This is a genomic window from Luteimonas galliterrae (genome assembly GCF_023374055.1).
In the GTDB taxonomy this organism is placed as follows: domain Bacteria; phylum Pseudomonadota; class Gammaproteobacteria; order Xanthomonadales; family Xanthomonadaceae; genus Luteimonas_C; species Luteimonas_C galliterrae.
The window spans coordinates 2,121,225-2,141,783 of sequence record NZ_JAMBEP010000001.1 but is presented as its reverse complement, the minus strand read 5'-3'; the positions used below and the strand labels follow the sequence as shown (position 1 = coordinate 2,141,783).

Sequence of the window (20,559 nt, the reverse complement as noted above, 5' to 3'; positions counted from 1 at the left end):
ATGGCGGCGATTCGGCGTAAGAGCTTGCGGCTGAAGCCGCTCCTACGAAAAGCAGAGCCATTCCGAAGAGTTTTCGATCGCTGCGATTCCTGCAGCTGCGGTTCGTATATCCATAACCCGGGGTTATGGGTTGCGCGGTTCTTTTCATTGGAGGCCGCCTGCGGCCCGTGCCTATGCTGCGGTCAGACACGACGGGGGAGCGTTGATGTTCGGCCGAAGCGCACGACGTTCGATGGGAACGCAATCTCTTTCTTCGCCGCGGCATTCGCTTCGTGTCTATCGCCCAATGCTCGCGTTGGCGCTGGCGGCACTCAGCCTGTCGGCGCAAGCGCGCGAGAACAAAAAGCTTGACGCGGCCGGCATCGCCAGCGCCAACGCGCTGGCGACCGAAGCCGGCTTCGAGACGTTGGCCCGGGGCGGCAATGCGGTCGATGCGGCCATCTCGGTCGCGACGTCGCTGTCGGTGGTGCAACCGGAAGCGTCCGGCATGGGCGGCGGTTTCCTGGCGCTGATCCGCGACGCCGCCACCGGCAAAACCGTTTTCGTGGACGCGCGCGAAATGGCGCCGAAGGCCGTGCGCGAATCGGATTATCTGAAGGCGGACGGCACGCCAAACCGCGACACGTCGCTCAACGGTCCGCTCGCGGCCGGCATTCCGGGCTTTCCCGCGGGGTTGGCGCATATTTCCAGCAAGTACGGAAAGTTGCCGCTGGCCGAATCGCTGCGCCCGGCGATCAAACTGGCCGAGGAAGGATTCCATCCCACCGCCGCATTGGCCAGCTCGATCGAGCGCAAGGCCGAGATACTGCGCCGCTACCCGGCGTCGACGCGCAAGTTCATGCCGGACGGAAAAGCGCCGCAAACCACGGGCATCTTCCGCGACCCCGATCAGGCGCGGACTTTGCGGGCGATGGCCGAGCGCGGCGCGGACGGTTTCTACAAGGGCGAAGTCGCTCAAGAAATGGTGAAGGCGGTAAAAGCCGCCGGCGGTACCTGGACGCTCGAAGACCTGGCCGCGTACCGGGCCAAGGAACGCGCGCCGATCGAACTGGCTTACGGCGGCTACACGGTGATCACGGCGCCGCCGCCGTCGTCCGGCGGCGTGGCCATCGCCGAGATGCTGAACATCCTGGCGCCGATCGACCTGAAGAGACTCGGCGAAACCGAGCGCACCCATTACCTGATCGAGGCGATGCGTCGCGCCTTCCGCGACCACAACGAATATCTCGGCGATCCGGATTTCGTCGACATGCCGCTGGACATGCTGTTGTCGCGGCATTACGCCGACGGGCTGCGGCAAAGCATCCTGCGCGACCGCGCAACCAAGTCCGAATGGCTGCCGGCGGCGCATGCGCCCGAGCCGGGCATGCACACCACGCATTTTTCCATCATCGACAAGGACGGCAACCTGGTGTCGATGACGGCCACGGTCAACACGACCCTGGGCTCGGGCTTCGTGGCCGGTGCCTCCGGCATCCTGCTCAACAACGAGATGGACGACTTCGCCCTCGTGTCGGGCAAGCCCAATGCCTTCGGGCTGATCGGCGGCTCCGCCAACGCACCGGTGGGCGGCAAGCGGATGCTGTCGTCGATGACGCCCAGCTTCGTTATCGGCAAAGATCGCCTCGCGGTCATCGGCTCGCCCGGCGGCTCGACCATCATCACTCAGGTGTTCGAAGGCATCTTGGCTTTCATCGGGGGCAAGAGCGCCAGCGAGATCACCGCGCAAAAGCGCATCCACCATCAGTACCTGCCGGACCGCGTCGACTACGAACCGGGCAGCCTGTCCGACGAGGCGATGACCAAACTGCGTGCGATGGGCCATACGCTCAACGAACGCAGTCCGTGGGGCAACATGAATGTGGTGACCTGGGACAAGGCCGACCATCGCCTGTCCGCGGCCAGCGATCCGCGCAACAGCGCCGGCCTGGGCAAGGTCGAAGCGGCCAAATGACGGTGAAGATCGCCCGGAAGAGCCACGCCTTGAGACGCGGCATCGCCGCGGCGATCGGTGGTCTGCTGACCGTGGCGACGTCCAGCTCGGCGCAGGTCACGCCCAACACGCCCGATATCCCGGCGCATTTCGCCTTTCCCGCCTCGATGTTCGACTACACGGTGCGCGAGGAAATGATCCCGATGCGCGACGGCGCGCGGCTGTATACCGTCATCGTCGCGCCGAAGGGCGCCAAGCATGCGCCGATCGTGCTCACGCGCACGCCCTACAGCGCGCGCCAGTTGGCGTTGGGCAAGCGGGCGCGCCTGATGCGCGACACGCTGCCGCTGGGCGACGACGTGTTCGTGGAATCCGGTTACATCCGCGTTTACCAGGACGTGCGCGGCAAGTATGGCTCGGAAGGCGACTACTTCATGGCGCCGCCGCTGCGCGGCACCATCAACGACGCGCAAGTCGACGATTCGACCGATGCCTGGGACACGATCGACTGGTTGGTGAAGCACGTGCCCGAGTCGAACGGCCGGGTCGGCATGGTCGGCCATTCGTACGACGGCTTCACCGTGGCGATGGCGCTGATCGATCCGCATCCCGCGTTGAAAGTCGCCGCGCCCGAGAACCCGCAGATCGACGGCTGGATGGGCGACGACTGGTTCCACCACGGCGCGTTCCGCAACGTCAATCTCGGCTACTTCACCGGCCAGACGTCGACCAAGGGCAAGGGCCCGTCGATTCCCAAGCCGGCCTACGACGATTACACCACTTATCTTCAGGCGGGATCGGCCGGCGACTACGCCCGCGCCGCCGGCCTGGAGCAGTTGCCGTTCTGGCAGAAGATCGTCGCGCATCCAACCTACGACGCGTTCTGGAGCGAACAGGCGGTCGACCGCATCCTTGCCTCGCGGCCTTTGAAGGTGCCGACGATGTGGGTGCACGGCCTGTGGGACCACGTCGACATGTGGGGTGCGCCGCACGCCTACGCGGCGGTCGAATCCAAGGACCGCCGCAACGACATGAACTACCTCGTCATGGGGCCTTGGTATCACGGCCAGCAGAGCCTCAACGGCTCGTCGCTGGGCGTGTTTCGATGGAGCGGCGACACGTCGCGGCAATTCCGCGAAGAAATGCTCAAGCCATTTTTCGATAGCCATCTCGTCGAAGGCGCGCCGAAGGCTGCGCTCGCGCCGGTGAACGTGTACAACGCCGGCAGCAACCGCTGGGAACGGGCGCAGCGCTGGCCGCTGGCGTGCGACGCGGGCTGCGCGACTAAACCCACGACGGTCTACCTGCGCGCCGGCGGTCGCCTGGATTTCGCGCCGCCGGCAGTGGGCGAGGCCGAATCCGACGGCTACGTCTCCGATCCGATGCGTCCGGTGCCGAACCTGCCGCGGCCGAATGGCGTCGCCGATGCCGATGCGCGCAGCGCCTGGGCGGTCGCCGACCAGCGTTTCGTCGACGGCCGGCCCGACGTGCTCAGCTTCGTGTCCGAACCGCTGAACGAGGCCGTGCAGGTGTCCGGTGCGCCGACCGTGGACTTGTACGCCTCCACCAGCGGCAGCGACAGCGATTGGGTGGTGAAGATCATCGACGTGTATCCGTACACGTACCCGGCCGACCCGCCAATGGGCGGTTATCAGTTCCCGCTGTCGATGGACATCTTCCGCGGCCGCTACCGCGCCGACTTCGCGCGGCCCGCACGCATCGAACCGGATAAGCCGCTGCGCTACACGTTTGCGTTGCCGAACATCCATCACCTGTTCCGGCCCGGTCACCGGATCATGGTGCAAATCCAGTCCAGCTGGTTCCCGCTCTACGACCGCAACCCGCAAACCTACGTCGACAGCATTTTCTTCGCCGAGCCGGGGGATTACCGGCAGGCATCGCAAAAGATTTGGCATACGCCTTCGCAACCGAGCTCGATCGGCTTGCCGATCGTTCCCCGGCGGCATTAGCAACGACCGATCCGCGCGTCCGGCGCTGCCGTGCTTGGCAGATTCGGGCGAAACGCAAGAACGCCGACCGCTACGGTCGGATGCCAATCGCTTTGGACGGGAGAGCGCAAGCTAATGAGAACCGCAGCAATCAGGGCCGCTGTCCTGGCCGCATCGATCCTCGCAGCCATGTCGTCGACCGTGTCGGCGCAATCCACCACGGGCAGCATCTTCGGCCAGGCGCCGAAAGTCGACCAGGGCACGGTCGTCATCGAAAGCCAGACTGGCTTGCGCAGGGAACTTCCCGTCGCGGGCGGACGTTATCAGTCGCCGCAATTGCCGGTCGGTGTGTACAAGGTGACGCTGATCAGCGACGGCAAGACGGTGGAGCAGAAGGATGCCGTGACGGTGCTGGTGGGTTCGAACATCGAGGTGTCGTTCGCGGGCGCTAACAACGCGAATGGCGCGATCACCAGCCTCGACAGCGTCCAGGTGTTGGCCAGTGCGATCCCGCCCATCGACGTGTCCAGCGTCGACTCGCGCACGGTGATCACCCGCGAACAACTGGCCAGGCTGCCGTTGGGCCGCGATTCGGAGTCCATCGCGCTGCTCTCCCCGGGCGTGGTCGACAACAGCGGCGGCTTCCGCAGCGCGACCGGCCAGTCGCTGGTCAGCTTCGGTGGTTCGTCGGCCAGCGAGAACGCGTATTACATCAACGGTTTCAACACCACCGATCCGCTGAAAGGCCTGGGCGGCCTGACCATGCCCTATGGCGCCATCGAGCAGCAGGAAACCTATACCGGCGGCTATAGCGCGCAGTACGGTCGTTCCGACGGTGGCGTGATCAATGCGATCGGCCGGCGCGGCAGCAACGAGTGGCAATTCGGCGGGCATATGATCTGGGAGCCGGCGTCGCTGCGCGAGAGCCGGGACGATGTCCGCTACGAGAACGCACTGCCGCAGTCGCCGGTGGCGGGCGACATGTACTGGCCCAAGAGCCGCGATACGCGCTGGTCCAGCACTGCCTCGGCCTACGCCGGCGGCCCGGTCCTCAAGGACAAGCTGTTCTTCTTCGCGGGGGTGGAATACGAACGCGCCGAAGGCGACACCGTCGGCAACGTGACTTCCGCCTACCCCTATCTCGACTACCAGCACAGAAAGCCGCGCTGGTACGCCAAGATCGACTGGAACATCAACGACAACAACTTCCTCGAACTCACCGGAGCCTCATCCAAAGTCAAGACCCAGGGCGACGTCTACGACTACGACTTCAACGCGCTGTCCAGGCTTGGCTTCGTCAGCGGCGCCGACACCACCGAGGACGGCGGCGATCTGTACGTGGCCAAGTACACCAGCTACCTCACCGAGAACCTCACCGTCAGCGCGCTGTACGGCGAGATGAAAACGCGCGCCTACGCCAGCCCGGCCGGTTACGATCCCGACCTGGTCTATGTCGACGGCATCAGCGACCAGAACCCCGCGCTCAACGGCGGCACGCCGATCGGCAATGCGCAGATCGTGTCTTCGATCACCGATCCGCGCCGCGGCAACAAGACGTCCAATTTCCGCTTCGACCTGAGTTACGTGCTGGGCGACCATACGATCTCGGTCGGCATCGACAACCAGAAAGCGCAGGCCGTCGCGCAGGGATCGATCCCCACCGGCCCGGGCTATATCTGGCGCTACGGCGAGTCCGATCCGAACGTGCCGATCTCCACCGGCCTCGGCGTGCCGGCCACGGGCGGCTTCCCCAACGGCGAGGACGGCTATTACGTGGTCAAGGCGATCGACAACAGCCTGGCGACCATCCACTCCACGCAGCGGGCGCAGTATATCGAGGACCGCTGGCAGGTCACCGACAACCTGTTGCTGTCGCTGGGCCTGCGCAACGACCAGTTCACCAACTACAACAGCGACGGCGACGCCTACATCCGCCAGACCAAGCCGCAATGGGCGCCGCGCCTGGGCTTCAGCTGGAACGTGAACGGCGATTCGACGTTCAAGGTCTACGGCAATATGGGCCGCTATTACCTCGGCCTGCCGCTGAATCCGTCGATCAATTCCGCCGGCGCGGTCATTCAGACACGCCAGTACTTCACCTACGGCGGCATCGACGCCAACGGCGTGCCGACCGACTTGACGCCGATTTCCGGCGTGGTCGCGCCGAACAACTACTTCGGCCAGCTGCCCGATCCCAAGACGGTGACCGCACGCGACCTGAAGGCCGAATACCAGGACGAATTCATCGTGGGCTTCACCCGCGAGTTCCGGAACGACTGGGTGTACGGGGTCAAGCTCACCAACCGCATCCTGCGCAACGCCATCGACGATTTCTGCGACATCGAGCAGGTCGCCGACAAGGCGGCCAGCCTGGGCTACGACATCGAGAGCACCAACAGCTGCTACCTGATCAACCCGGGCAGGACCAACGTCTTCGTGCTGCGCGATACCAGCGGGAACTACGTCGACGTTCCGCTGACACACGAGGAGTTCGGCTGGGAACGCCTCAAGCGCAAATACTACGGCGCGGAGTTCATGCTCGAGCATCCGTTCAAAGACGACTGGTACGGCATGGTGTCGTACGTGTTCTCGAAGAACTACGGCAACACCGAGGGCCAGCTGCGCTCGGACATCGGCCAGACGTTCACGTCCACTACGCAGGACTGGGACTACGCCGAGATCATGGAAAACACCAACGGCCTGCTGAACAACGACCACAAGCACCAGTTCAAGGTCTTCGGCTATTACCAGCTGGCGCCCGAATGGACGGTGTCGGGCAACCTGCGTCTGATTTCCGGCGCACCGAAAGTCTGTCTCAGCTACTACGGCGAGAACCACACCGATCCGGCGGCCTACGGCGGCATCTACCACTTCTGCAACGGCCAGCCTTCGTCGCCCGGATCCGAGGGCAGGCTGCCGTGGATCCGACAGTTCGATCTTGGCGCGAGCTACCGGCCTGCGTTCGCCGACGGCAAGCTCGCCTTCAGCGTGAATGTCTTCAACGTGTTCAATGCGAAGGCCGAGACCAACATCTACGTCCGCAGCGAGTCTGCGCCGAACGTGCCCCATCCGCGTTACGGCCAGGCGTTGTCGACGCAGGAACCAAGGTACGTGCGCTTCAGCGTTTCCTACGATTATTGATCCGCGCTCGCCGACGTCGCGCGGAGCGACGGCGTCGGCGAGCGCTCTCCCTCTCATTTGGTCGGCGGCAAGGGTCGCCGTCTGGAGCAAAGATTCCATGTTGAACCCTGGCGACGCGGCACGGACCGCGCACTGGCGCCCGCCTTATCTGCTGTATCTGGGCAATGCCGTCGACGATCTGGCGATCAAGACGGCGCGCGGCCTGGCGCACTGGCGCCCGGAATGGTGCGTCGGCCAATACCGGGGGCCGGATTGCGTGCCCACGCTCGGCCTTCGCGACATGGATTGGAAGCAGGCCAAGGCCGAGGGCGCGGACACGATGGTGATCGGCACCGCCAATGCCGGCGGCGTGATGGGCCCGCAGATCGTCGCCGATGCCATCGCGGCGCTCGACGCCGGGCTCAACGTCGTCGCCGGCCTGCACCAGAAACTTCGCGACAATCCGGACATCGTCGCGGCCGCGCATCGCAACGGCCGTGCGTTGTTCGACGCGCGCACGCCGATGGGCGACATCCCGGTCGGCAACGGCCGCCGCCGCGCGGGCCGGCGGCTGCTCACCGTCGGCACGGATTGCTCGGTCGGCAAGATGTACACCACGCTGGCGATAGAGCGTAGCCTGCGCGAGCGCGGCCGCAAGGCGGATTTCCGCGCGACCGGGCAAACCGGCATCTTCATCGCCGGCGCCGGCATTCCCATCGACGCGGTAGTGGCCGATTTCATTTCCGGGGCCGCCGAAACGATTTCGCCGGCGCGCCTGGACGGCGGCTGGGATCTCATCGAAGGGCAGGGCTCGCTGTTCCATCCGTCCTATGCCGGCGTGTCGCTGGGATTGCTGCACGGCGCGCAGGCCGACGCGCTGGTGCTGTGCCACGAGCCGGGCAGGCGGCATATGCGCGGGCTGCCCGGCTACGCGCTGCCCGAGCTCGCGCGTTGCCTGGAAGCCAATCTGGAAGCCGCGCGCCTGACCAATCCCGACGTGCAGGCGGTCGGCGTCGCGCTCAACACGTCGGGATTGCCGGCGGACCAGGCGCAGGCGACTTGCCGCGAAGTCGCCAACTTGCTTGGACTTCCTTGCCAGGATCCCGTCACCATGGGTGTCGAAGCCATCGTGGACAATCTGCTCTCATGCTTCGCGAACTGACCATCAAGCATTGCAGCTTCCCGTTGGTCGCACCGTTCCGCATCGCGCGCGGCGTCAAGCACGCCGCCGAGGTGGTGCTGATCGAACTGGAGCAAGGCGGCGCGACCGGACGCGGCGAATCGGTGCCCTACGCGCGTTACGGGGAGTCGGTGGATTCGGTGATGGCGCAGCTGGAAAGCGTGCGCGCCGAAGTGGCCGCCGGCATGGGGCGCGAGGAACTGCAGGCGCGGCTCCCGGCCGGCGCGGCGCGCAATGCGCTGGACTCGGCGTTGTGGGACCTGGAAGCGCGGTTGACCTCGGTGCCGGTGTGGGCCGGGTTGGCGCGGCCGTCGCCGCTGCCGCTGACCAGCGCGATCACCATCGGCATCGACACGCCGCAGCGCATGGGCGAAGAGGCCGCGCGCCTGGCCGGCGCCGGGCCGGCCAACGTGCTGATCAAGATCAAGCTCGACGCGCACGAACCTGCGGCGCGGATCCGCGAGGTGCGGCGCGCCGCGCCGGACGCGCGCCTGATCGTGGATCCGAACGAGAGCTGGAGCATCGATCTGCTGCGCGACCTGCAGCCGGAACTGGAAAGCGCCGGCGTGGAGCTGGTGGAACAGCCGCTGCCCGCGGACGCGGACGATGCGCTGCTGGATTTCGTTCCGCGCGTCCCGGTGTGCGCCGACGAGTCGTGCCACGTGGCGGCCGACCTGCCGCGCCTGCAGGGGCGTTACCAAGCGGTCAACATCAAGCTCGACAAGACCGGTGGACTGACGGAGGCCTGGCGCCTGTTGCGCTCGGCGCGCGCCGAGGGTTTCCGGATCATGGTCGGCTGCATGGTGTGCTCCTCGGTCGGCATTGCGCCGGCGCTGGAGCTGGCGCGCGAGGCGGAATTCGTCGACCTCGACGGTCCGCTGTGGCTCAAGGACGACTACGCCGATGGCGTGCGCCTCCGGCATGGCCTGCTGGTACCGCCGCAGCCAGGCTTTTGGGGAGCATGATCGACCGGCCGCAGCGCGGCGTCTCGCGCCATGCGCATGGCGCCGACGCCGGTACCGCCGCGACGTACGCCGGAACGCGTTCCATTGAAGGAGAAACGGCGTGCTGACGCTCGATCCCGTGCAGACCCTGGCCGGCGGCGGCGTGTGCCTGATCGCCGGCTACGTCATCCGGCGCCACGTGCCGTTGCTGGCGAGATTCAACATCCCGGCGCCGGTGATCGGCGGCTTGCTGGTGGCGCTGGCGGTGCTGGCGTGCCGTTACTGGGATTTCACGCCCGTACGCTTCGATACCGCGCTGAAAGAACCGTTGATGATCGCGTTCTTCACCAGCATCGGCTTCAACGCCAGCGTGGCGCTGCTCAAGATCGGTGGCCGCCAGGTCGTGTGGTTGCTGGGCCTGGCCACGGTCGCGCTGATCGTGCAGAACCTGGTCGGCATGGCGTTGGCCAAAGCGTTCGGACTGCATCCGCTGTTCGGCGTGCTGGCCGGTTCGACGACGCTGGCCGGCGGTCCCGCGACCGGGCTGGCCTTCGCGCCGCTGTTCGAACAGGCCGGCGTGCACGGCGCGGAAAGCATCGCGCTGGCCACCGCGATGGCCGGCATCGTCTGCGGTTCGATCCTCGGCGCGCCGCTGGCGACGATGCTGATGGAGCGCTTCGACCTGCAGCCGCGTCCCTCCACGCAAGCGGTCGGCATCACGGTGGCGATCGTGCAGGAAGAAGAGGGCGGTTCGGCGGATGGCGAAGGCCATCGCATCCATGCCGGCCTCAAGGGCTTCGTGCTGATCCTGGTAGCCATGGGCATCGGTTCCTGGGTGAGCGTGGGTCTGGTCGGACTCGGCGTGACCCTGCCCAGCTACATCGGCGCGATGCTGGTGGGCGCGGCGATCCGCAACGTCGACGACGCTACCGGCTGGCTTCGCTTGCCGCTGGTCCGCATGGACGTCATCGGCGGCATTTGCCTGTCGTTGTTCCTAGCCGTGGCGCTGATGGACCTGCGCCTGTGGGAACTGGCCGGGCTCGCTGCGCCGTTGTTGGTGAACCTGATCGTGCAGGCGTTGCTGGTGGCGCTGTTCTGCCTGTGGCCGCTGCTGCGGTTGATGGGGCGCGACTACGACGCCGCGGTCATGGCCGGAGGTTTCACCGGATTCATGCTCGGCACCACGGCCAATGCGATGGCGGTGATGGGTTCGATGACCGAACGCTACGGTCCTGCGCCGCGGGCGTTCCTGGTCGCGCCGCTGGTCGGGGCCTTCTTCATCGATTTCGTCAATGCCGTCGTCATCACGGCGTTCGTCAACGGCTGGACGTGATGCGGTACGTGGGTGGGAATAGTCGGAGAAAAAATCCTCAAAAAAGGCGTCGCAGCCAGGACCTGAAGGGCAGCGATTCGCTTTCGTCCTCGCCCCAGCGGAGCCGCCACCGGATCGTCGCTCTCTCGTCGGCGACTTCGACCGCTTCGATGTCGAACCGGATGTCCGGATTGGCCGCAATCCGTCCCCATAGCGCCAGACAAGCTTCGCGGCCGACATGGCGCGAACCGTTAGGAGCGGGGGTGGTGTTTTCGATGACGCAGTCCTCGGCGACCAATTCCGAGAGCAGGGTTGGATCGTGCTGCTCGAAAGCCTCGTTGTACCGACGGATGACCTCGACCGTGGTCTGGCGCGTTTGGCCCAGATCCGACACCGCCGGCGTCTTCGCGTATCCCAGCGCCTCCGCGATCCTGCTGTCGCGGACCTTGAGCAGGGTCACGCCCCGCAACGAGTTTTCCGCACCCGCGCCGAAGCGGTAGCGCCAGTCATTCCGCCGAGCATTGGGCGGCCTTGACGCTAGATTGGACGCATGCGGAACTGTGAAGGTAGGGGGCTGGCTGAGGCGCCAACACCTAGAGGAGTGTGGTGCTGGTCACGGAACGGATCCGGTTGGACTTGCTGAAAATAGTTGATACCGGCATCCCGGATGGTCGACGACGACATGGCACTTGACACTGCGCCTGCATCCGATTATTCACGACATGTCGCTGACGACCGTTGAGAAGGTCGTTTGCAGATTGAGAACGGAATCTGGCAGGTCGATAACGGATATGAACTCTAAAAGCATATACGGCCTGCTCATTGCCATTGCCATCGGTGCCGCGATCCTGCTACTGGGGCGTACGCCGCGCACGGTTGGCCCTGCCGCGGCAAAACAGCCGGCCGTCCAAGCTCAGGCGAAGCCCGTCGAATCGGCACCACCCGTGGCGTCGGCGGCCCCGGTTCAGATGACCACGGCAGTCGCGTTCGCAGGATTTCCGGCCTCGGTCGCCCAAGACCCTGCCCGTCGCTACACTTTCGCTAAGGATTGCGCGAAGTTCCGCCATTTCGATGCATTCTATCGTGAGCAATCGGCGGATCCGAGTTGGCCGTTGAACAGTCCTAAGGCGCTCGCGGCGGCAGACCCTGAGCTACGTTCTAAGTTGCTGGAAACCTCGCGCTTCTTGGACCAGCATCGACAATCTTGCAAGCTGTGGCTTGAGGCCACGCCGCAGGACTTGGCGAATGCGCAAATCTATGAAGCGTCCTTGCAAGCCGCGCTCCGGGGGGACCAGAATGCGGCCGCCTGTTTTGTGATGGCCGCATGGCAGAAGCCCAACGAGCAAAGTCCCTATCATGCTGGGCTGGTCAAGGCCTACGCTGCTCACGCGCGGCGTTTCGTCCAAGATGGTTTGAAGATAGGGAGCTGGCCTATTGTGCTGGCGGCGTTCCAAGCCACCGAGGAACAGCATGGATTGCAAACAACTGCAGGATTTTCCGCGCAAGACACCTATTTGCTCGCCAGGCTAGCCCAACAGGGCTCGCCCGATGCCTTAGGCGAATCGCAGTACGGTTATCAGGCCGCCAACGCAGCACGCAATCTGACCGCCGCAGATCTGATTGCGTTGGACAAACGGGCCTCGGACCTGTTCGTGAACCAGTTCGAGAGAAAGAAGGTGTCTGTGCAATCGGTAACGGACATGTGTGTCAACTGAGAGCATCAATAAAGGATTCTCGTATTCGACGTTCGTATTCAAGGAGAGCAGGCAATGCGCGTACTGAGCGAAGAAGAAATGGATGAGGTTTTCGGCGGACAATCCACCGCGACCGTGACGCCCACCCTTCCGGCAGTGACGGTAACGGCGACACGGCTGACATCAAACGGCGGTGGTTTCTGGATCGGTGGTGGCAGCGGGTTCGGTCAATATGACGAGAACTCAGGCAGTTCCGGGTCCTGTTATTACTGCTCGGATGGCAGTTGGTGCCCCCCAGGTAGTCAGGTCCCGCAACCAGCATTGCCGCCTGCATCTGTCCCGTCGCCTGACAAGCTGAAGTGCATCATGGATGCGGTAGCAGTCACCGGCAACGATCTACGCACGGATTACCGCTTCGCGGTGGTGAACAGCTACGGCTACTACAATTTCAGCACTAAAAATTTGCATATGAGCTCCACCCAGATTACGCCCCCTTCCGGTTATGTGTGGATCAATGGACTAACGGTGCCGACTAACGTCACCAGCATGAATCCTTACCACGGAACCTCCACCGTTTACGCCGGTGGCATGGACGGATCCGGTGGCCAGAACGCGAACTATGGGTCGTACTACAACGCCACCGGTCAACTGGTCAGCAACTATGCGCTAGGCATGCTAAGCGGTATCGAAGAGGCGCTTCTGACCAGCGCGCATGAGGCGCGCCACCAGTACACCGTCTTGAACCCAGCGCTGCTTGGTACCAGGGACGCGGAGGCCGACGCCAGAACCTATGCGATCAAGGCGTTGGAAAAGTACCGGACTGGCGCCGGCCATAACTGCAACTGACAATTTGGAGGCGGCGTGGGTGTAACGTCCATGCCGTCGGGCGATGACGATGAAGAAGCGGCGCGGTGGGTAGATTCGCGGCGGATTATGGCGTGCCAGCATCGGGTATGAGATCGCAAGGCTCAGCGTCATTCGTCAAAGCGATCGAACAAGCGTTCGCCACACGAACAGACCCTCTAGACTTAGTGTGCGAGGAGGGTGGCACGCCGGACCAGTTGAGATTCGTCGCCGATGTGACGCAATACTGTCGCCGCACTTTGTTCGTTGCGCAATCGAAGATCGCCCAATCAGTCGCGCCCGACATTGAGGAGGCTTGGCGCGCTGCGGGCCCATATCTGGCCAATTCGTTTGGTTGCTTCGAGATGGCGGGACTGTCTCACTTTCTACGCAGTGGACAGGTCGCCGGAGAAATGCCACTACGCGCCGCACGCCGGTTGTTGGATGCGGCCTTGCTGCACCGCTTGGCGGCGTTCGGTGGGTCGCATACCGTCGCAACGATACGCGCGGCGGCGATCAGGGATTTGATCGCCATCTCGTCGGTGGCGCAAACCGCATGGCTGGAGCAAGTGGTGCCGTTTGAAATGGCATTAGATCAAGATCCGGCCAAGGTGTATCCCCGCATGGATGCAGAGAGCAAGGAGGCCTACCGCGGCTGCGTCGAAAAGCTGGCGGCTCAATTGAGTGTGATGGAGGGCGAAGTCGTCGCCTGCGCGCTGCGCTTGGCACAGCGGGCCGATCGCAGCCCCTTCGACCATGTGGGCTATTATCTATTCGCCGACGGCGCAAAGATACTCCGGATGGCATTCGGGCGAACGAACACAGTAAACGCGAATTGGCGGGACTGGACTGCTATCGCCGGCTACGAGGTGTTGCAGGCCTGCCTGACCTGCTTCGCAGTCGCGGTTATCGCGCTGGGTGTCCGCGCAACAGCCGATGAAGTTGCGATTACTTACCTCTGCCTGGTCGGCGTGATATGCGCCGACAGCCTGAAGACAAGCGTGGAGTTGCTGCTGGGCCGCATATCATCAGCCCGCCCGAGCTTGGCCATCGATTTCGTGGGCGATGGACTTCCGGAAAGCGACGCTGTCCTGATCGCCGTCCCCATGCACTTGGTGGACGTCGTGCAATGGAATCGCGCATTGGAAACGGCGCGCTGGAACTTGGCACAAGCCAATGACACGAACGTAGCGTTAGTGTTCCTCACCGATTTTCCGGACTCCACGCGGCCGGGTGACACGCTGACCGAGCGTGACTTGTTGGTGCATGCATTAGCTAGCATTCGAGACTTCTCGTTGTCGCTCGCCGGGCGTCCGGTTCCGGTGCATCTATTGCATCGAGATCGCGAGTTCGTCACGGCCGAAAGCTGTTGGATGGGCAAGGAAAGGAAGCGAGGCAAGTTGGAACTACTGAATCGTCTAATAGTGCATGGCGAGAATGGTTTCAGCGGCGGCGCATCTGACGGCGCACACTCGATCTGCCGATCGGCCAAGTACATACTGTGCCTGGATGAGGATGCACGTCTGACCCGGAACGCATTGCAACGCATGGCGGGCTTCCTAGCCCACCCCTTAAACTGGCCTAGAGTGGAGGATGGGAGGATATGCGGCGGCTATGGTTTGGCCGTGCCTCGTACCATGACTGACGAAGCAAGTCTGTCCACTTGGCGCTGGCCCAGATTCAGCGTCGGTCCGAGCGTCAGCGCGCGAGGCAAGTATGGCGCAAGTAGGAATTTCATGTACGACTGGTTCGCTCAAGCGCCTTTTAGCGGCAAGGGCATGTATGTGCCGGCGAGCTTCGAAACCTTATGCGCGGGCCGCATTCCCAATGGCATCGTGTTGAGCCACGACACAATAGAGGCCGCATGGTTGCGTCCGGGATACGTGGACAAGGCGCTGGTAACGGATGCCTATCCGGCATCTTTTCGCTCCTTCATCGAGCGCCAAGACAGATGGATACGCGGCGATCTACAGAACGCCGCGATACTGCTGCGCCGACTATTCACGCCGAGCGTGCGACCGCCGATCCTGACTTACTTCACCGTCATTAACCAGTTGCATGCATGGGTGAGCAATGCCGCGGTATTCGCCGTGTTCGCGCTGATGATCGCATTCGATTTACTGAGCACGTGGTACGTCGCAGCGTTCCTGGCCATGATGCTCGGCGGCTACCAACGGCTGCTCTTGAATGCGTATCGCGACAAGGCATTGCCGGGTGCCAGAAAGATGCGCATCTACGTGCCCTATTTCTTCAGAATACATTTTGCGCAATTGCTACGCCTAGGAATCGCGCCGATCTACGCACTGCTGCTGGTGCGCGCTGCGTTGCTAACGGGCTGGCGGTTAGCTACGCGGCGGAAGTTGTTGCAATGGCGATCGGCGGCTATGGCCGACGCCGATCGCGGTCACAACGGTCTACTCGTAGCATTAGCCGGGCCGGCGTCGGTGCTGGCGGCTGCGGTGTTGCTGGTCAAGCTGCACGATGGCGCCGAGCACGCCGCTATAGGGGTGCTTGCGCTTTGGACGCTCTGCGCTTGGTCGAACAAGATTCTGACGCGGAGCGCTTGAATGGCGTCTATCGAAACTTATCGCCATGCAGCGGAGGAGTACGTCTCCTATGCGACATATATTGGGTACGCCTGCCATCTTGCGGCGAGGACTAGGTCTTATGCGAGGGCGCCGCTCGCCGTGTTTCCGTTATGGATAGAACCTGCAGTCTGGTTGAGCCAGATACAGTTCCTATTCGATCGAAGAGGGCAGCCAGTGTCCTACTTCACCTACGCCTTCCTTACCGAAGCGGTTGAGCACCGGTTGCTGCACGATCCGCGCGTTATCTTGCACATTAGCGAGTGGAAGGAGGGGGATCGGATCTGGGTGTTGGACATGGTAGCAATGCCAGGATATCTGCGTAGCACCTTGTCCCTAGCCGCGTCGGTGTTTCCGGACGCCGACCGGATATGCTATCTGCGCCGGCTGCCCGACGGGCAGATAAAGAAGACAGTACGACTGGCAAGGACGGCGAATGGTTTCCGGCTCAATCGATAGCCCGCTTGCATTCATGCTGGGCGCAAGCGAGGTTTTAGCCAGTTGTCCAGGCGGTGGCGAGTTCCGCGCCAGGTCGCGCGACGATGCGCGCGTGGCGTGGATAAACCAGCAATGGTTCTTCGAGCGCGGCTGGGATGTGAGTTCACCACTCGGACGTGAGAGCGCGAACCGCTGGATACTGCAACGGTTTGCGCAGGAGTTGGACATCGTAGCAGGTGCCCCGGTACCTGCTACGGCTCGGGACAAACGCCGATACGTAGTCGACGGCTACGGCACCACTAGCCTTGCTCGATACGGCGGCAGTGGGCGCGCCGGCATCGTCGGCGACTTCCAAGTGAAGGGCATCGGTCGTACGCCATTTGCGGCGAGCAATGCGGATTGGCATCACTCTCACGGCTGCCTATGGCTGGAGGAGGGGCTGCGAGAAGCTGTTTTTTCAGAGGTGTGTCGAAGCGAGGCGCCTTGCGGTGCAGTGCCAGTCGTCGCGGTCATGTCGCTGGCGGAAACCATCACCGAGCCCGATGGTGGACGTAGGCAGCGTGCGCTTCTGGTTCGTCCGTTCCATATTCGGCCGGCTCATCTGCAGCGCGCGCTTTTGATAGAACGGCCGGACCAGGAAGGGTCGATGATGCCGCATTTGCAGGATGTGGATAGGGTTCGCTGGCACATCGAACGGATACAACGTCAGACTGGCGGCGCATGGAAGTCATTCAAGTTCATGACCGCCGCGTATGGGCGGCAAGCGGCCTATTCACATGCCTGCGGCTGGTTCAACGGCGGCTTGACCTCCTCTAACCTTACCTTGCAAGGACAGTTCATTGATTTTGGTTCGGCAAGATTCGTGCAGGATGGGCGAGCCATCACCTACGAAGCGTTTGGGCAGCGTTTCGGCGACGAATTGGAGACCGCTTCAGCCGTGCTCGATTCGATCTACTTTTACCAGCGCAAGTATGCGGGTCTACCGGACTCGGCGATCGATGCCGAAGTCGACCTGATGTCCGCATATCGGGGGGAACTGGCGTGCTGCGCTGCGCGTCTGTTCGGGACCAAGCTGGCGCATGTGGCCGCTGCACGGATTGCTGCCTGTATGGAAGAAGCTTTGGCGGACATAAAGCCGATGACAGATGGCGGCGCGGCGGTCCTGAGAGAAGAACAAGCGATGGCAATTTGTGCGCAGTGGTTGGCACGCGAAAGTGGTAGCAATCCCGGAGCGGCGCTCGACCGTTGGCGAGGGATCCGTTTTCGCGAAGGAGCCAGTCGGGAAGCAGTGCAGGCGGAGATCGAGTGCCTGCTGACCGACGACGTGGAACGCTGGCAAGCGCAGATCGACGGCCTTATCGCCCGCCACACTCGCTTGCCTGCCCAGGCGCGGCGCGAGGCGTCTACGTCCACCGTCGGTGGAACGCAGATCGAGAGGATCCAAGTTAAGGCGGAGCAGCGGGTGCAGAAATGACGGAAGGTCTTTTTCGCAAAGAATTTTTAGACGCGAAAGCCAGGGCGGATTTCGGCGAAGTGTCGCTGCCGCCGCAGCGAGCGGTTCGCGTCGCTGCGGCCTCCTCGTTGGTGGTCATCGCGTTGCTCGTCTGGGTGCTCGCATGGCTGCCATACACACGCGTTGAGACTGGTGTGGGCTTCGTCGTCTCCGACGCGGACGCATTCGCGGTCACCTCCGCTTTCAAGCAGAGGATCCGGGTCGATAGCGTGCTGGTCAGGAGCGGGGAAGCGGTGGTGCCAGGCAAGCCGATGCTGGTAGTCGGCGTGGAGGCCGAGAAGGCCGATCTGAACAACGAATCCCTCTCCAACAGCCTAGCGCTAATCACCGACATGGCGGGCCTCACCGGCGATGCCTCCAAGCGTCCGATAGCCACGTTGGTGAGTACGCAGCGCGGCTATGTGGACAAGTTTCTGGTACTGCCCGGTGATTACGTCGCGCCTGGGCAACCCATCCTCGTGCTACGCCGAGACAAAGGTAGGATCGTCTTCAGGGTATTGGCGGACAGCCGCTCGATTGGATTCCTACAGGAGGGTCGCAAGGTCTTCATTCGCGTCGAAGCCTATCCATTTCAACGATTTGGCACGGTGCGCGGCCACATTATCGGCATATCCGAATCATCCCTTTCTCCATACCAAGCGGCAACGATGTTCGGTATCCAGCCGCCTAGCCAAAGCCGATTCTTAGTCGATGTCGCCGTGGATGATCCCAGCGCTATCGGTGGAACGCAGGCGTTGAAGCCAGGGATGAGTGCATTCATCGACTTCCCTCTGGAGGAGATGAGTGTCTTAAGATGGATTTTCGCTTCGATGCTGCGCACCGGAGGTCGCGATGGACGCTGAACGCCTTGAACGGGAGCCTGTACAGCTTCGATTCGGCTGGTGGTCACAGACAGCTGTGATCCGGCAAGGGCAACAATCCGAGTGCGGGCTGGCGTGCCTCACCATGCTGCTCAATTTTCATGGAAATTCCATCTCTCTCGCCGAACTGCGTCAGAGGCTTTCGTTCTCGGGGAGAGGATTGACGCTCTCCCAGCTTTCAAGCGCGGCAGACCAGATGGGCTTGCAGACGCGTGCCCTACGGATAGAGCCAGAAGACCTGCGCAATCTCCGGTTGCCAGCAGTGGTGCATGTGGAAGGTAATCATTTCGTAGTTATCACTCGGGTCGGACGACGCACAGTGACCGTGTTGGACCCGGCATCGGGCAAGCGTGAAATCGCCTGGAAGCGATTTGGGGAGATGTTTACTGGCATCGCCCTGGAAGCGTTCCCTTCGCCCCGCTTTTCGCCGGTGGGTGGGAAGCGGCCACCCACTTCGCTCACTCTGTTCGGTAGGGTGGTCGGCATCCGCAGCAGCCTGTTCTGGATATTTGCTTTGGCGTTGGCGCTGGAAGTCACAGTCGTATTGGTGCCATTGTTCGTGCAGACGACGGTGGACGTGGTTGTCGCCAACCACGATGAGCGGCTGCTGGCGATGATCGCGATCGCCTATCTTGCCTTAGTCGTCGCTCAGACTTTGATATCGGCCTTCAGGACATGGGCAATCATGATCGCTGGCGCCTCGCTGAGCATCGGATGGAACTCCAACGTGTTCCGTCACTTGTTGCATCTTCCGGAACAATATTTCCACAACCGCCATCTGGGCGACATCGCTTCCCGATTCGCTGGCATTGATTCGATCCAACGTACGCTGTCGGTAGGCGCCGTGGAGGCGGCGCTAGATGGGATGATGGCGATGGTCACCATTGCCATCCTGTTTGTATACAACACGCAACTCGCTCTCGTCGTTCTGATCGGCCTGATATTGTACCTATGCATCCGCTTGCTCGCGCTGAGGATGCTGATGGAATCCAACATCGACGTAATCACTGCGTCGGCTAGGCAGGAGACTACCTTCATCGAATCAGCCCGCTCGGCGACTCTGATCAAGCTCAATGGATTGCTGTCCGTGCAGGCGGGCCGCTACATCGATCGCATCAACGATACGCAAAAGAAAAGCGTGAAGCTGCAGTCCCTGATGATGGTATTCACGGGGGCAGGCACCATCTTGTTCGGCGCGATCAAGATAGCTACGCTCTACTTCGGCGCGAAAGCAACCATCGCCGGCGTATTCAGCGCAGGCATGCTGGTGGCCTTTCTGGCCTACGTCGACCAGTTCACCGGCAGGTCGTCGAAGCTAGTGGACTTCTTCGTGAATCTGAAGCTGCTGCGGATCCAAATCGACCGCGTCTTCGACATCACTCAATCAGCACCAGAGAAGCACTTGCTGAGCCAGTTCAACGGCGATCCGGGTTCCAGCGAACTGGAATGCAAAGGACTGGCTTTCCGTTACGGTGGCAACGACGATTGGGTAATTCGCGGTGCGAATCTTAAAGTCGAAGAAGGTGAGTTCGTCGGAATCATGGGCCCATCGGGCAGCGGCAAGTCCACATTAGTGAAGATACTATGTGGCTTGCTGGATGCCGAAACAGGCACGGTCAACATCGGCGGCATGGACGTTCGCACGCTGGGAAAGCGTCGCCTTCGCGAGATTGTGGCTACTGTTATGCAAGAAGACACGCTCTTGAACGGCACCATCGAACAGAACATCTGCGGCTTTTCTAGCGAATATTCACGCGATGCAATTGTCCGATCAGCGACCATCGCCGGTGTTCATGATGCCATCATGGCTATGCCCATGCGCTATGAGACGATGATCGGTGATCTAGGTGCGCTCATCTCCGGCGGACAGAAGCAGCGGATCTGCCTAGCGCGAGCCTTGTTCAGGCAGCCCAGAATCCTGCTGTTGGACGAAGCCACCAGTAGCCTGGACGTCGAGACCGAGGCGAATGTGGCCGACGGTATATCCGAATTGAGCGTGACGCGGATCGTAGTGTCACATCGTCCAGAGACGCTGGCGCGCGCTGATCGTATCTACGTTTTTGACAGGGGCTTGTTGCACTTAGTGCATGATAAGAAAGATGGGCGTTCTACCAGTGTGGTGGATACCTCTTTGCTATAACTTTCTGTCATTGTCCTTTCACAGTTAGATGCGATGTCCGCTCCTGGC

The 20,559-nt window shown here is 62.4% G+C and carries 14 protein-coding genes; 13 read left to right on the top strand and 1 reads right to left on the bottom strand.

The genetic code is table 11. From position 1 onward, the window contains the following. Positions 1-286 precede the first annotated feature (286 nt). From ggt to gltS, 6 genes are all read left to right on the top strand, one after another. A complete protein-coding gene (gene ggt / locus M2650_RS09840) occupies positions 287-1,954 on the top strand; it encodes a gamma-glutamyltransferase (RefSeq protein ID WP_249473778.1) in 1,668 nt (555 codons plus the stop codon). Continuing rightward, a complete protein-coding gene (locus tag M2650_RS09835; RefSeq protein WP_249473776.1) occupies positions 1,951-3,903 on the top strand; it encodes a CocE/NonD family hydrolase in 1,953 nt (650 codons plus the stop codon). Before ggt ends, M2650_RS09835 begins: the two co-directional genes overlap by 4 nt. A 114-nt stretch (positions 3,904-4,017) precedes the next feature. Further along, positions 4,018-7,023 (top strand): TonB-dependent receptor plug domain-containing protein, encoded by a 3,006-nt coding sequence (locus tag M2650_RS09830; RefSeq protein ID WP_249473774.1) that lies wholly within the window; start codon positions 4,018-4,020, stop codon positions 7,021-7,023. Positions 7,024-7,120: 97 nt separating this feature from the next. Further along, positions 7,121-8,164, top strand: coding sequence for an N-acetyltransferase DgcN (gene dgcN, locus M2650_RS09825; RefSeq protein ID WP_249473771.1), 1,044 nt, complete (start codon positions 7,121-7,123; stop codon positions 8,162-8,164). After that, positions 8,149-9,147, top strand: a complete 999-nt coding sequence (gene dgcA / locus M2650_RS09820; protein WP_249473769.1) for an N-acetyl-D-Glu racemase DgcA — start codon at positions 8,149-8,151, stop codon at positions 9,145-9,147. The genes dgcN and dgcA overlap by 16 nt, the downstream gene beginning before the upstream one ends. Before the next feature lie 100 nt (positions 9,148-9,247). Beyond that, a complete protein-coding gene (gltS, locus tag M2650_RS09815; protein WP_249473768.1) occupies positions 9,248-10,459 on the top strand; it encodes a sodium/glutamate symporter in 1,212 nt (403 codons plus the stop codon). A gap of 37 nt (positions 10,460-10,496) precedes the next feature. On the opposite strand, the gene M2650_RS09810 is transcribed toward gltS, so the two are convergent. Beyond that, positions 10,497-10,898, bottom strand: a complete 402-nt coding sequence (locus tag M2650_RS09810) for a nuclear transport factor 2 family protein (RefSeq protein ID WP_249473767.1) — start codon at positions 10,896-10,898, stop codon at positions 10,497-10,499. A 229-nt stretch (positions 10,899-11,127) separates the two neighbouring features. Here M2650_RS09810 and M2650_RS09805 point away from each other — a divergent pair, with 229 nt between their 5' ends. The 7 genes from M2650_RS09805 to M2650_RS09780 all read left to right on the top strand — a co-directional run bounded on the left by M2650_RS09805 (position 11,128) and on the right by M2650_RS09780 (position 20,511). Beyond that, positions 11,128-12,153 carry a hypothetical protein gene (locus tag M2650_RS09805; protein ID WP_249473765.1) on the top strand — a complete coding sequence of 342 codons (1,026 nt, stop codon included), beginning with the start codon at positions 11,128-11,130 and terminating at the stop codon, positions 12,151-12,153. Positions 12,154-12,207: 54 nt separating this feature from the next. Continuing rightward, positions 12,208-12,978: a hypothetical protein gene (locus M2650_RS09800; RefSeq protein WP_249473763.1), complete on the top strand. Its 771-nt coding sequence runs from the start codon at positions 12,208-12,210 to the stop codon at positions 12,976-12,978. A 107-nt stretch (positions 12,979-13,085) separates the two neighbouring features. Continuing rightward, a complete protein-coding gene (locus M2650_RS09795; protein WP_249473761.1) occupies positions 13,086-15,542 on the top strand; it encodes a glycosyltransferase family 2 protein in 2,457 nt (818 codons plus the stop codon). After that, on the top strand, positions 15,543-16,019 hold the full coding sequence (locus tag M2650_RS16610) for a toxin-activating lysine-acyltransferase (RefSeq protein ID WP_425602518.1): 477 nt from the start codon (positions 15,543-15,545) through the stop codon (positions 16,017-16,019). It abuts the gene before it with no gap. After that, on the top strand, positions 15,997-17,472 hold the full coding sequence (locus M2650_RS09790) for a protein adenylyltransferase SelO family protein (protein WP_249473759.1): 1,476 nt from the start codon (positions 15,997-15,999) through the stop codon (positions 17,470-17,472). The genes M2650_RS16610 and M2650_RS09790 overlap by 23 nt, the downstream gene beginning before the upstream one ends. Next, complete coding sequence (locus M2650_RS09785; protein WP_249473758.1) at positions 17,469-18,353, top strand: beta-barrel domain-containing protein; 885 nt, start codon at positions 17,469-17,471, stop codon at positions 18,351-18,353. The genes M2650_RS09790 and M2650_RS09785 overlap by 4 nt, the downstream gene beginning before the upstream one ends. Continuing rightward, positions 18,343-20,511: a peptidase domain-containing ABC transporter gene (locus tag M2650_RS09780; protein ID WP_249473757.1), complete on the top strand. Its 2,169-nt coding sequence runs from the start codon at positions 18,343-18,345 to the stop codon at positions 20,509-20,511. Before M2650_RS09785 ends, M2650_RS09780 begins: the two co-directional genes overlap by 11 nt. Positions 20,512-20,559 lie beyond the last annotated feature (48 nt).